The organism is Kitasatospora sp. NPDC036993 (assembly GCF_055607525.1).
Window position 1 is genome coordinate 145689 of record NZ_JBVJRP010000017.1, and the last position, 11978, is coordinate 157666.

12 protein-coding genes and 1 riboswitch are annotated in these 11978 nt (G+C 74.6%); of the genes, 6 read left to right on the forward strand and 6 right to left on the reverse strand.

All coding sequences use genetic code 11. From position 1 onward, the window contains the following. Positions 1-5: 5 nt before the first annotated feature. A complete protein-coding gene (locus ACZ7C5_RS30235) occupies positions 6-194 on the reverse strand; it encodes a hypothetical protein (RefSeq protein ID WP_188297556.1) in 189 nt (62 codons plus the stop codon). 91 nt (positions 195-285) lie between these two features. Between ACZ7C5_RS30235 and ACZ7C5_RS30240 the strand changes: the two genes are divergently transcribed. Continuing rightward, positions 286-1839 (forward strand): Scr1 family TA system antitoxin-like transcriptional regulator, encoded by a 1554-nt coding sequence (locus tag ACZ7C5_RS30240; protein ID WP_401088346.1) that lies wholly within the window; start codon positions 286-288, stop codon positions 1837-1839. 14 nt (positions 1840-1853) lie between these two features. Here the strand turns inward: ACZ7C5_RS30240 and ACZ7C5_RS30245 are convergent, their stop codons facing one another. After that, complete coding sequence (locus tag ACZ7C5_RS30245) at positions 1854-2852, reverse strand: GlxA family transcriptional regulator (RefSeq protein WP_470323857.1); 999 nt, start codon at positions 2850-2852, stop codon at positions 1854-1856. A 69-nt stretch (positions 2853-2921) separates the two neighbouring features. On the opposite strand from ACZ7C5_RS30245, the gene ACZ7C5_RS30250 reads away from it, so the two are divergent. Next, complete coding sequence (locus tag ACZ7C5_RS30250; protein ID WP_401088350.1) at positions 2922-3872, forward strand: NADP-dependent oxidoreductase; 951 nt, start codon at positions 2922-2924, stop codon at positions 3870-3872. A 61-nt stretch (positions 3873-3933) separates the two neighbouring features. On the opposite strand, the gene ACZ7C5_RS30255 is transcribed toward ACZ7C5_RS30250, so the two are convergent. Then, positions 3934-4647 carry an IclR family transcriptional regulator gene (locus ACZ7C5_RS30255; protein ID WP_188297559.1) on the reverse strand — a complete coding sequence of 238 codons (714 nt, stop codon included), beginning with the start codon at positions 4645-4647 and terminating at the stop codon, positions 3934-3936. Between the two features lie 199 nt (positions 4648-4846). Then, a riboswitch (SAM riboswitch) is annotated at positions 4847-4991 on the reverse strand. A 173-nt stretch (positions 4992-5164) separates the two neighbouring features. Here ACZ7C5_RS30255 and ACZ7C5_RS30260 point away from each other — a divergent pair. Next, positions 5165-6565 (forward strand): cytochrome P450, encoded by a 1401-nt coding sequence (locus ACZ7C5_RS30260; protein WP_401088352.1) that lies wholly within the window; start codon positions 5165-5167, stop codon positions 6563-6565. A 105-nt stretch (positions 6566-6670) separates the two neighbouring features. On the opposite strand, the gene ACZ7C5_RS30265 is transcribed toward ACZ7C5_RS30260, so the two are convergent. Then, complete coding sequence (locus ACZ7C5_RS30265) at positions 6671-7153, reverse strand: DUF7144 family membrane protein (RefSeq protein WP_470323858.1); 483 nt, start codon at positions 7151-7153, stop codon at positions 6671-6673. A gap of 149 nt (positions 7154-7302) precedes the next feature. Here ACZ7C5_RS30265 and ACZ7C5_RS30270 point away from each other — a divergent pair, with 149 nt between their 5' ends. The 3 genes from ACZ7C5_RS30270 (at position 7303) to ACZ7C5_RS30280 (ending at position 10532) form a co-directional block, all read left to right on the forward strand. Next, the gene (locus tag ACZ7C5_RS30270; protein ID WP_470323859.1) at positions 7303-7977 is read left to right on the forward strand and encodes a HEAT repeat domain-containing protein; all 675 of its coding nucleotides are present in this window, start codon (positions 7303-7305) and stop codon (positions 7975-7977) included. 3 nt (positions 7978-7980) lie between these two features. Then, positions 7981-8985, forward strand: a complete 1005-nt coding sequence (locus tag ACZ7C5_RS30275; protein ID WP_401088358.1) for a HEAT repeat domain-containing protein — start codon at positions 7981-7983, stop codon at positions 8983-8985. Positions 8986-9323: 338 nt separating this feature from the next. Then, positions 9324-10532 (forward strand): MFS transporter, encoded by a 1209-nt coding sequence (locus ACZ7C5_RS30280; protein ID WP_401088360.1) that lies wholly within the window; start codon positions 9324-9326, stop codon positions 10530-10532. A gap of 39 nt (positions 10533-10571) precedes the next feature. On the opposite strand, the gene ACZ7C5_RS30285 is transcribed toward ACZ7C5_RS30280, so the two are convergent. Together ACZ7C5_RS30285 and ACZ7C5_RS30290 are read right to left on the reverse strand one after the other, a co-directional pair. Beyond that, the gene (locus ACZ7C5_RS30285) at positions 10572-11369 is read right to left on the reverse strand and encodes a hypothetical protein (protein ID WP_401088362.1); all 798 of its coding nucleotides are present in this window, start codon (positions 11367-11369) and stop codon (positions 10572-10574) included. A gap of 243 nt (positions 11370-11612) precedes the next feature. Beyond that, positions 11613-11867 carry a hypothetical protein gene (locus tag ACZ7C5_RS30290; RefSeq protein ID WP_401088363.1) on the reverse strand — a complete coding sequence of 85 codons (255 nt, stop codon included), beginning with the start codon at positions 11865-11867 and terminating at the stop codon, positions 11613-11615. Between the last annotated feature and the right edge of the window lie 111 nt (positions 11868-11978).

Here is an 11978-nt window from a genome sequence, read left to right on the forward strand (position 1 = left end):
ACTGCTCAGTTTCTGCGGAGCTGGTCGATGATGGCGAAGAGCATCCCCAGCGCCACCGGATAGCTACAGGCCGCCCAGACCGCCGCCTTGCGGCGGTCCTCGCCGGACCACCGCGCCACCCCATATGCTCCGACGCTCACGAAACCCGCGAGGCACAGGGCCAGCAGGGTGCGGAGCACAACCACGGTGGACAACAAGCCGGCCTCCGGAAAAGTAACCTGAGCATGCGACACCACCTCGCAGCGTGTTGCGTGTTGCGAGGCAAACCGAGAGTAGGGGTGCCGGATGGTCCATGTCGAGCCGGGGGAACGAGAGTTGGAGCAGCGGCAGGCCGGCGACACCGAACCGAACCCGCTCGCGCTGTTCGCCGAGGAACTCCGCACCCTCCAGCGGGCCTCGCCCCTCACCCCGACCGAGACCCACAGGAGCACCGGCGTTCCCCTCTCGACCGTCTACGCGGCACTCGCCGGCACCCGACTGCCCTCGGAGCCCGTACTCGCCGCCCTGGTGGAGGCTTGGCACGGGGACCGCCGGAACTGGATCACCCTGCGCCGGGAGACGGCGGCCGAACTCAGGACCGGCGATGCCGCGGGTCCAGGACCGGACACCGGCGGACGACTGCCGACCGACCTGTCCGGCCACCTCGCGGCACTGGCCGGGAAATCCGGCGTGTCGATCCGCGAGCTGGCGCGGCGGGCCGGCGTCAACGCCTCGACGGTCAGCCGGGCGCTCTCCGGCGAGACGCTGCCGGGGTGGGAGGTCCTCCGCTCGCTCGCCACCGCACTGGACCTGGACGAACCCGGGCGGGAAGCGCTCAGGCGGCTCTGGCTCTCGGCGACGCGGACGGCCGAACGACCGGAGCCGGTGGCCGGTGGAATGCGGGACGCCGGGCAGGCGGCACGGCACCCGAAGACCGCACCCTCCGGTTCCGACCCGGCCCCGCAGTCCCCTGACGTTCCGGCAGGCAGTCCGACCGCGGCGGCCCTCGCCCTCGCGAACCGCCTCCGCAGAACACGCCACTCCCTCGGCCTGGCACTGGCCACGGCATCCAGTGAACTCGCCCTGTCCGCATCCCGGTTGAGCCGATTCGAGAGGGGGGTCGGCCTCCCGAGCCCGAAACTCCTCGAACTCCTGGCGGACCTGTACCGCGTTCCGGCGGTCGAGCGCGATGAACTGCGTCGGCTGCGCACCGAGGCGGAGGCCCGGGAATGGTGGAGCGAGTACGACGGCAGACCGACCGGCGCGCTGTCCCGGCTGCTCTCCCTCGAACCCGTGGCGGAGTGGATGCACGTCTACGAGGCCACCGTCATCCCGGGGCTGCTCCAGACGGAGCGGTACGGCACGGCACTCGCGGAGAGAACGGCCCTTCACCACGACGAGAGCGGCATCGCCTCCCAGGCCGCGCTCCAGTCGCGCGTGGCGCTCCGCATGGAGCGGCAACGCAGATTCCTCGCCTCCGACACCAGCTCGGTGTTCCTGCTCGACGAGAGCACGCTGCACCGGAGGGTCGGGGACGCCGCGCAGATGGTGGAGCAGATAGAGCATCTGCTCCGGATGGCCGAGAAGCCCGGCATCCGCATCCGCGTCGTTCCCCTGGAGCAGTCCCTGCCCATCGCCGTCGGCTCGCTCACCCGCCTGGAGTTCCGATCCCCCGACGTCCCCGAGGTGCTGTACCACGAGGGGATCAGGACCACGGAACACGTCTTCGAGGGGGACCCGGACTACGGGGATTTCACTCCCTACCGAGAGGCGCTGTTCAGGATCACCACGGCGGCGGCGAACAGGGCGGCGAGCATGGACATCCTCAGGTCGGCCCGGGACCGCTTCGCCCGCACCTGACCGGAGCGCGGGGCTCAGGCCCTGCTCGGGGCTCCGCCCCGGAGGCGGAAGGTGGTGCGGTAGGCCTGCGGGGTCACACCGATCGCGGCGTGCAGGTGCTGGCGCAGGGACGCTCCGGTCGCGAAGCCGATCTCCGTCGCGATCCGGTCGACCGGGAGGTCGCTGGTCTCCAGCAGGTGGCGGGCACGGTGCACCCGCTGCTGGATCAGCCAGCGGCCGGGGCTCGTCCCGGTCTCCTCGTGGAAGCGGCGGGCGAAGGTGCGCGGGCTCATCCGGGCGTGCGCGGCCAGCTCCCGCAGGGCGAGCGGCCGGTCGAGGTGTTCCAGCGCCCAGGCCTGGGTGGCGGCGGTGCCGTTGGCGCCCTCCGGGGGCATCGGCTGTTCGATGTACTGGGCCTGGCCGCCCTCGCGCCAGGGCGGCACCACGCAGTGCCGGGCGATCCGGTTGGCGACGGCGCTGCCGTGGTCCGAGCGCACCACGTGCAGGCACACGTCAAGCCCGGAGGCGGCGCCGGCCGAGGTGAGCACGTCGCCGTCGTCGACGAACAACACGTCGGGGTCCAGGGCGACTTGGGGGTACATCCGACGGAAGACCTGTGCCACGGACCAGTGGGTGGTGGCGGGGCGCCCGTCCAGCAGACCGGCGGCGGCCAGCGCGAACGCGCCGGTGCAGATGGAGACCAGGCGGGTGCCGGGGCGGATCCGGGCGAGGGCCGCGCGCACCGGCTCCGGCAGCTCGGCGGTGACGTGGCGCAGGTCGTACGGCGGGAGGATCACCGTGTCGGCGCTCTCCAGCGCCTCGGGCCCGTGCCCGACGGTGATCGTGAAGTCGGCGTCGGTCCCGACCGTCCGGTCGTCCGTCGCCGCGCACGTCACCACCTCGTACGCCCCCGGCACTCCGGGGAAGACCCGGTTGGGGATGCCCAGCTCGAAGGGGTAGACGCCGTCGAGGGCGAGGACGACGACCCGGTGCGGCGGCCGGTCACCGGGGTCACGGGGTTCGATCGCAGCCATGGCATGATTCTATCGTTCTTTGGCAATCTTGCCATTTCCCAGGTCAGGGCCGTGCCGCAGGCTGGATCCATGACCAGGAACACCATGCGCACCATCACCCAGACCACCCTCGGCGACCCGGACGTCCTCCACCAGGCCGAGGCCGAGCGCCCCGAACCCGGCGTCGGCCAGGTCCTCGTGGCCGTCCACGCCGCCGGGGTCAACCCCACCGACTGGAAGCACCGCCGGCACGGCTACTTCCTCGGCCAACCCCCGTTCACCCTCGGCTGGGACGTCTCCGGCACCGTCGAGGCGGTCGGCCCCGGCGTCTCGCTCCTCGCCCCGGGCGACGAGGTGTTCGGCATGCTGCCCTACCCGCACGGCGCCGGCGCGCACGCCGAATACGTCACCGGCCCCGCCAGGGCCTTCGTGCCCAAGCCCGCCGCACTGAGCCACGTCGAGGCGGCCGCGCTGCCGCTCGTGTCGCTCACCGCCTGGCAGGCCCTCGTCGACACCGCACGGGTCCGGCCCGGGCAGCGGGTCCTGGTGCACGCGGCGGCCGGCGGCGTGGGGCACGTCGCCGTACAGATCGCCAAGGCGCGCGGCGCGTACGTCATCGGCACGGCGTCCGCCGCCAAGCACGACGTCGTCCGGGGCCTGGGCGCGGACGAGGTGATCGACTACCGCACCGCGGACTTCGTGAAGGAGGCCCGCGACATCGACGTGGTGCTCGACCCGCTGGGCGGGGAGGACCGGCTGCGCTCGCTGGAGACGCTCAGGCCCGGCGGCGTCCTGGTGTCGATCCTGCCCCAGGGCCTGGAGGGCCTGGCCGAACGCGCCGCCGAGCTGGGCGTGACGGCGAAGACCATGATCGTCGAGCACGACCAGGCAGGCATGGCGGCGATCGCCGCCCTCGCCGAGTCCGGGCAGCTGCGCGCGCACGTCTCCGGCACGTACCCGCTCGCCGAGGCCGCCGGTGCCCACGCCGAGGGTGAGACGGGCCGGGTCGTGGGGAAGCTGGTGCTCACCGTCCGCCCGTAGCGGCCGCCCTCCGCACCGCACGGCCCCGTCTGGCGCCGCGCGGTGCGGGCAGGAGGGCGGGTCAGACGTTGCGCAGCGCGTCGGTCAGGTGCTCGGCCGCCTCCAGGACGGCCCGGGAGAGCTGGGCGCCGGGGTGCCGGGTGAGCCGCTCGATGGGGCCGGAGACGGAGACGGCGGCCACCACGCGGTTGGAGGGCCCGCGCACCGGGGCGGACACCGAGGCGACGCCGGGCTCGCGCTCGCCGATGGACTGGGCCCAGCCCCGGCGCCGTACGCCGCTCAGCGCGGTGGCGGTGAAGCGGGCGCCCTGGAGGCCCCGGTGGAGGCGCTCGGGCTCCTCCCAGGCGAGCAGGATCTGGGCGGCGGAGCCGACCTTCATGGGCAGGGTGACGCCGACCGGGACGGTGTCGCGCAGGCCGGAGAGCCGCTCGGCGGCGGCCACGCAGATCCGGATCTCGCCCTGTCTGCGGTAGAGCTGGGCGCTCTCGCCGGTCAGGTCGCGCAGCTGGGTGAGGACCGAGCCGGCCGCGGCCAGCAGGCGGTCCTCGCCGGCGGCCGCCGAGAGCTCGCCGAGCCGGGGGCCGAGGGTGAACCGGCCCTGCAGGTCACGGCTGACCAGGCGGTGGTGCTCCATCGCGACGGCCAGCCGGTGCGCGGTGGGCCTGGCCAGGCCGGTCGCGCTCACCAGGCCGCCCAGGGTGGTGGGCCCGGCCTCCAGGATGCCGAGGATCGAGGTGACCTTGTCGAGCACGCCGACGCCGCTCGTGTTGTCCATGGGTGGGTACTCCAGTCTCAATGCCCGTGAGCGGCGGGTGGGTTCCGCTCACGGACGGCTCCTGGCGGGGAGCAGGGGGGGATCAGCGAGGACGGGCCGGGGAAGTCGGCCGATAGCCTGCGCCGGGCACGAGACGGGTACGCGGAAGGGCCGGGGCGGGAAGCGCCCGGGCGAAGGACAGCACAGAGAGCACCGTGTCTCCTCATCTTTTCCCGCGCCACATTGGCGGCAGGCCGGAGTTGGCACTGACCCCGGACGGCACCGGCGCGTACTTCGGACGCCGGGTCGAACGGGGAGTTGCCGGGGCTTCGTAGGGCCGGTCCCTCCACCCCTCTGGATGATTCGTTGGGAACCATACAAGATTCCCCGGGCTGGTCGCCAAATGGTTTCCGCTCCCGGCCGCGGGGGCGGCGTTGCGCCGACGGCCCGCGGCCCGGTGCGGGAAGAATCCGGCGGGGCGCGTCCGGCTCGGCGAATCCGTCGGGGCGAATCCATCGGGCCGCCCCGAGGAGGTCCGATGAACATCCCCGGTCCCGCGCCCCGCCCGGACGGCGGGACGGGCGCCGTCGCACGGGCCGGCGGCCTGCACGCCTACCAGCTGTGGCTGCACGCCGAGTACGGACCGGTCGTACGGTTCCAGCTGCCCGGCGCCGAGACCGCCGTGTCGATCGCCGATCCGGTGCTGCTGGAGGCCACCGCCCACCTCGACGAGCGGCCGCGGCGGCTGTTCTCGTTCCTGGACCCGCTGTTCGAGACGGGCAACCTCCAGACGCTCCCGGCCGAGGAGCACACCCCGTGGCGTCGGCTGCTGCTCACCACCCTGGCCGGACGGCCCTCGCACGAACGGCACTTGGCCCGTTTCACCTCCCTGGCCACCGGGCTCGCCGACCGCTGGGCCGCCCTGCCCGCCGACCACGCCGTCCGGCTCCAGCGGGAACTCACCGGTGTCTCGCTGCGGATGATCCGCGCCTTCGCCCTGGGCGGCGGGTCCGAGGACCCGACCGGCGGGGTCGACGACCCAACCGGCGTGGCCGAGGACCCGGACGGCGTGGTCGAGGCCTTCGAGGTGGTGCTCACCGACTACCTGGAACGCCTCTACCACGTCCCGTCAGGGCAGGCCCCGGAGCGGCGCGCCGAACGGACCGCCCAAGCGCTCGCCCACCTGCGGAGCACGGTCGACCGGGTGATCGCGGCGCACCGCCCCGGCCTCCCCGGCGACCGCAGCGACCTGATCGGCGCCCTCGTCGAGGCCGGCGAGAGCCCCGCGCGGATCCGCGACACCGTCCTCGCGACGCTGCTGGCCGCCCACCACACCACCGGCGTCGCCGTCTCCTGGACCCTGCACCTGCTCGCCGGGCACCCGGCGGCGGCCGAGCGCGTCACCGCGGAACTCGACCGCGTCCTCGGCGACCGCCCCGCGCCGGAGTACGCCGACCTGCACCGCCTGCGCTACCTGGACATGGCCCTGCGGGAGTCGCTGCGCCGCTACCCGCCCGGCCCCTACGGCGCCCGGCTGACCACCGACCCGCTGACCGTCGGCCGGTACACGGTCCCCGCCGGGGCGGTGGTCTTCTACCCGTTCTGGGCGGTCCACCTGAACCCCGCCTACTGGCCGGAGCCGGAGCGGTTCCGGCCCGAGCGGTTCACCCCGGAGGAGTCGGCCGGGCGTCCGCGGCTGGCCTGGATCCCGTTCGGCCTGGGGCCGCGCAGCTGCGAGGGGGCCGCGCTTGCCAGGGTGGAGGCCCTGGTGCTGCTGGCCGTCCTGCTCAGGCGCTTCCGCTTCCGGCCGGAGCCGGGCCACCGGGTGGTCCCGGTCGAACGGTTCGTCCTGTGGGCCGCCGACGACATCCGGATGCTGGTGACGCCCCGGAGCGGCTCCGGACCCCACAGCCCGGAGCCGACGGCCAGGCAGCCGTAGAACCTGGGCGACTCCCGCCCTTCGCGGCGCCGATGCGAGCGTGCGGACCGCCTGAACCACCGCGCGGACCCACCGGGTGAGCCCGACGGACCAGGTGACGCCGGATCAGGCCTCCTTCCCGGCCCCTCCGACACTCCCGGCCCGTCCGACGCTCCCGACCCCTCCGGCGTTCTCGACCTTGCCGACGCACAGCGCCCAGATGACCAGGGCGTCGATCGCGATCAGGACGACGGCCCACAGCGGGTAGTACGGCAGCCAGAGGAAGTTGGCGAGCATTCCCAGCCCCGCCACGACGACCCCGACGACGCGCGCCCAGAAGGAACCGCTGAAGACCGCCACCCCGGCCACGATCACGACGACCCCGAGGATGAGGTGGATCCATCCCCAGCCCTCGGTGTTCATCGCGTACACGTAGCTGCGGGTGACGATGAGCAGACCGTCCTTGCGAATGGCGGCGGTCCCCTGGAAGACCGCCATCATGCCGGCGGTGATCAGCATGACCCCGGCGAAGATGGTCCACCCGCTCGCGTGCGGGTAGCGCTCGGGGCCCCGGGTGGTGGGGCCGACTCCGGTAGCACTGCTGGCCATGACTCGGGCTCCTTCGGGTGGCAACCGCCTCGCGGGCACGGTGAGACGGGAGGGACAAGCCCCGTATTTCACCGTAAGACCGGACTTTCGGTTCCGCTTGACCTTGACACCGTGACAAGCCCTTCACTGGGTCCGAGGAGGTGGTCCCGATGACCAGCACGAACGAGGACACGGACACGGTGCGGGCGGCGCTCCGCGGGCTGGGACACGGCGATCCGTCGGTCCGGCTCCGGGCGGCACTCGCCGTCGGCACGAGCCCGGACGAGGGGTCCGTCGGCACGCTCGTCGAGCGGTGCGCGGTCGAACCGGAGTTCTCCGTGCGCGAGCTGCTCACCTGGGCGCTCACCCGGCACCCGGCGGCGCTGACGGTGCCGGCGCTGCTCGACGAGGTCCGCTCGGAGCGTGCCCGGGCACGGAGCCAGGCGCTGCACACGCTGTCCAAGATCGGGGACCGGCGGGCCTGGCCGGTGATCACCCCGGCGCTGCTGGCCGACGCCGACGAGGAGGTGGCCAGGTGCGCCTGGCGGGCGGCGGTCGTGCTGGTGCCCGAGGGTGCGGAGCACGGGTTGGCCGTATCGTTGGCGGCCCAGCTCGGGCGCGGCGGACACGAGACCCGGCTGAGCCTCAGCCGGGCGCTGGTCGCGCTCGGGGAGGTGATGCTGCCGGTGCTGGACGCCGCGGCGACGGACCCCGACCCCCGGGTGCGCGCCCACGCGCTCGCCACGGAAGAGCTGTGGCGCGACCCGGACGCGGGGTCCGGGTTCGCGGTCGAGGAGGCGAAGCGCACGGTGGCCCTCGGCGGGGGCGGCCGGGAGGGACGGTAGGCAGTGCTGATCGGCGAGGTCGCGCGGCGGTCCGGGGTCAGCGCCCGGATGCTCAGGCACTACGAGTCGCTCGGCCTGGTGCGGCCGACGGGGCGCACCGACTCCGGCTACCGCCAGTACGCGGAGGAGGACATCCGGCGGATCTTCCACGTCGAGAGCCTGCGGTCGCTGGGCCTGTCGCTGCGCGACGTCGGCCGGGCGCTCGACGAGCCCGGTTTCGCGCCGGCGGAGCTGGTCGACGGCCTCGTCCGCCGCACCCGGGAGCGCATCGCGGCGGAGACGGAGCTGCTCACCCGGCTCCGCCGGATCGGGGCCGCGGAACCGGCGGGCTGGGAGGAGGTCCTGCGGATCGTCGCGCTGCTCCAGGCCCTGGAGTCGAAGAGCCCCAGGGCCAGGCAGCGCGCGGCCCTGTCCGCCGGCGAGGACGTCCCCGTGCCGGTGGAGGCACTGGTCGAGGCCGTGCTGGGCGAGTCGGACCCGAACGTCGCCGGGGCCCTGCGCTGGGCGCTGGCGCAGTCGGGCGGGGACGGGCCGCGCCTGCTGGCGGCGGGTCTCGACTCGCCCTCGGCCGAGGTGCGCGGGCGTGCCGTCCGGTCCATCGCCGAGTTCCCCGACGGGACGGCGACCGCGCTGCTGCGGGAGGCCCTCACCCACCGGGACGTGGCGGTCCGCAGGTGCGCGGCGCTGGCGCTCGGGGCCCGCGGGGTGGCCGAGGCCGTCCCGACGCTCATCGACATGATCGTCGAGGAGGCGAACGACGTCGACGCCGCCGACGCGCTGAGCGCGCTCGCGGGGGACCCGGCGCTGGCGGACCGGATCGCCGACGGGCTCGTCGGCCGGCTCACCGGCGACGGCGCCGGGCCGTCCGCACGCCGGCGGCTGGCCCAGGCGCTGGCGGACATCCCGGGCGCCACCACGTCGCGCGCCCTCGAAGGGCTGTCCCGGGACGAGGACCGTGCGGTCGCGCTGACCGCGGCGTACATTCTCAAGCTGCGCGACGCGCGGTAGGGTCCGTCTTCAAACTCCCGTCGTCCGCCCGGAGGGTGGGCGGGGCGGCGTTGGGGTGCGTGCATCGCAAGGCGGAGGTGGGGGCACCTCCCGGCCGAAGGCTGGGGGCGGAGCCACTGCGGTGGGGGCGCCTCCCGGCCGCCAGGCTGGGGGCCATTGGCGACCGACGACAACGCGGCGAGGTGCGTGCCCTGGGGGTACCTCCCGGCCGAAGGCCGGGGGAGCGTCGTCCCGCAGGCGCGAGTCTGAAGACGGACCCTCCGGAGGCGGCTTCGAGGGGTGGGGGTGGCGTGACGGGGGGCAGGCGGTTCCGTCGGCAGCGGAGGCTCTTCCTCTCGGTGGCGATCGACACCGTCGGCGCCGGTGTCTTCCTGCCGCTGTCGCTGCTGTACTTCGTCACCGTCCGGCACTTCCCTGCGGCCGCCGCGGGCACCGCCGTGACGGTCGGCTCGCTCGCCTCCTTCGCCGTCGTGCCGCTCTGCGGACGGGCCGTCCAGGCGGTGGGGCCCAAGTCCTGCCTGCTCGTCAGCAACGTCCTGACCGCGCTCGGGTACGGCCTCTTCTTCCTGGCGGGGAACCTGTTCACGGTGGCCGCCGCCACCTTCCTGGTGACCGCCTCCGACCGCCTGTACGGGGCCGCCTGGCCCACACTGGTAGCCCGGTTCGCGAAGCCGGAGGAGCTCACCGGGTGGTTCTCCGCGGTCACCGTGCTCAAGACGACGTCGCTGGGCGTCGGCACCCTCGCGGCGACCGCCCTGCTGGCCCTCGCCGGCGGACACGGCCTGGAGATCGCGCTCGCCCTGAACAGCGCGAGCTCCCTGCTCGCGGCCGTCCTGCTGCTGGGGGTCGCGGTGCCGGCCGTCGGGCGGCCCGCGCACCGGGCGGCGAGGTCCGACACCCGGGCGGCGCTCGGGGACCGGCCCTTCGTCTCCCTCGTCGTGTCGCAGACGCTGCTGTCGGCGGCCTGGCTGATCCCGACCGTCGCCTTCCCGGTCTACCTCGTGGAGACCCTCCACCAGGACGCGTACTGGCCCACGGTCGTGGTCGCCGTCCGTTACGCCACCGCCACCTGCCTCCAGATGCCGATCAGCCGGCGGCTCTCCGGCTGGAGCCGGTCGCGGATCCTCCGGCCGGCGATCGGCGCGGTCGCCGTGGCCATCGCCCTGACGGCCACGGTCTCCGCCGTCCCGCCCGCGTTCCAGGGCCCGCTCGCCGTCCTCGTGGCCGCCGTCCTGTCACTGGCCGAGCTGGCCTCGAAGCCCACCGCGGCCGCGCAGGCGGTGGCGATGGCGCCCAAGGGGGACGAGGGGCCGTACATGTCCCTGTTCCAGCTGACCTGGACGGTGTCCTACGCGGTCGGGCCCGCCGTCATCGGTGTGGGCCTGGAGAACCCCCCGCTGCTGTGGGCCGGGCTGGGCCTCTGCGTGGCGGCGAGCGGCCTGGCCCACCGCCTCCGCTCCCCGTGGCGCCGGGCGGCCGGCGGCACCACGGCGGGGCGACTCCCCCGCCCCGCCGGGGAACCGCGGGAGGAGGCCGACGTCCCGTGACCGGCGCCGCACCGCACGGCTGCCGGGTGCCCCGGGAGATCAGCGTCGTATCGGCGGCTGCTCGGCCGGCCCGTGGGCGCGCAGCTGATACCGCAGGCCCGAGGGCCGACGCCACTTGAGATCGAGACCGCAGGCACCGAGGACCGCCCCGAAGGCGTGCCGCATCGCGTCCCGGGCGGCGGTGCGGGCCCGCGCGGCCCGCTCGGCGTCGGGGGTGTCGCCGTCGGCGACGGCGGACAGCCGCCGGGACGGGTTCCAGTCGAGGTCGGCGAGGCCGATGGGGTCGTCGTCGGCGGCGACGGACCGGCACGAGTCGAGGACGATGCCGGGGGCCCGCAGGTGGTCGGCGACGGGCAGGCCGGCGAGCGCGGCGGCGCGGCGGACCGCCTCGACCAGGTCGGTGCCGATGCCGAGGTCCTGCGGTCGGGCGCCGGCCGGCGCCGGGGCGGCGGTGTCCTGCTCCCCCGCCGGAGGCGGGCCGTCGGCGCGGCCGAACCTGGTCTCGCCACCGGGGCGGCCCGGGGCGGTCTCCAGGCCGAAGGCCGGGAGGAACTCCGCCAGCGCGTTGTTCATGCTGTCGATGACGAGCGTGCGGGCGGAGGTGGCCGGCTTGACGGCCTGTTCCATGGCCGCGGCGGCCATCAGCCGGGGGCCCGGTTCCCAGTGCACGGCGATCAGGCCGGCGCAGTCGTCCCGCTCGTCGAGCGGCCTGGCCGGGCGCACGTGGACGCCCGCCCCGTGCCCGCCGTACGCGACGGGGAGGCCGGCCAGCAGGACCGCCTCGGTGATGCGGTCGGCGAGCAGCGGGTCCGCGCCGGGGCGGCCGGTGAACGTCACCGGAGGCCCGCCTTCTCCGGCCGAGAGACCGCCGCTTGACGGTCCGTCGGTGGTGCCAGCCGTGCGGTGACCGTGTCCACGCCGTCCTCCTCCGGGTCCAGGACGACGCCCGTCCGTCCGCGCCCGAGAGTAGTGGCGCACACGGACGGATCGTCGGTGAATCCGGAAATGTGACCGATGCCGTCCGCCCGGACACCCGGCGCGAGGACGTCCGGTGCGATGCCGTCCGCCCGCGTCGTCCGGTCAGCTCCAGGGGTTGGCCGGCTGGTCGTTGATGGCCGTCCAGAAGCGGGTGTTGCCGGGGATGTTGCCGTAAGCCCGGAACGTCCAGCCACCGGTCTGCGACATGTCGGCCCCGTAGTGGCCGTCGTGGAACTCGGCCTCGCGCCAGCCGGCGCCGAAGGTGGCCTGGCAGACGCTGTCCACCGCGGCCCGGCTGTTGAGGCGCGCCCCCTTGACCGGCTGGCTGAGGGCGACGGTGCCCTGCGCGGCCCCCACCTCGACGCCTGGGCCGAGGTCGACCGCCTGGCCGCCGGCACGGCCGGAGCCGCTTCCGCCTCCGCTGCCGGGACGGAACCGGCGAAGGCGGGGAGGAAGGAGGGCGGAAGG

Bases quoted from the DNA above. Each gene is read 5' to 3' on its own strand.
- ACZ7C5_RS30240 (WP_401088346.1), top strand. From the start codon at position 286: ATGGTCCATGTCGAGCCGGGGGAACGAGAGTTGGAGCAGCGGCAGGCC.
- ACZ7C5_RS30245 (WP_470323857.1), bottom strand. From the start codon at position 2,852: ATGGCTGCGATCGAACCCCGTGACCCCGGTGACCGGCCGCCGCACCGG.
- ACZ7C5_RS30250 (WP_401088350.1), top strand. From the start codon at position 2,922: ATGACCAGGAACACCATGCGCACCATCACCCAGACCACCCTCGGCGAC.
- ACZ7C5_RS30255 (WP_188297559.1), bottom strand. From the start codon at position 4,647: ATGGACAACACGAGCGGCGTCGGCGTGCTCGACAAGGTCACCTCGATC.
- ACZ7C5_RS30260 (WP_401088352.1), top strand. From the start codon at position 5,165: ATGAACATCCCCGGTCCCGCGCCCCGCCCGGACGGCGGGACGGGCGCC.
- ACZ7C5_RS30265 (WP_470323858.1), bottom strand. From the start codon at position 7,153: ATGGCCAGCAGTGCTACCGGAGTCGGCCCCACCACCCGGGGCCCCGAG.
- ACZ7C5_RS30270 (WP_470323859.1), top strand. From the start codon at position 7,303: ATGACCAGCACGAACGAGGACACGGACACGGTGCGGGCGGCGCTCCGC.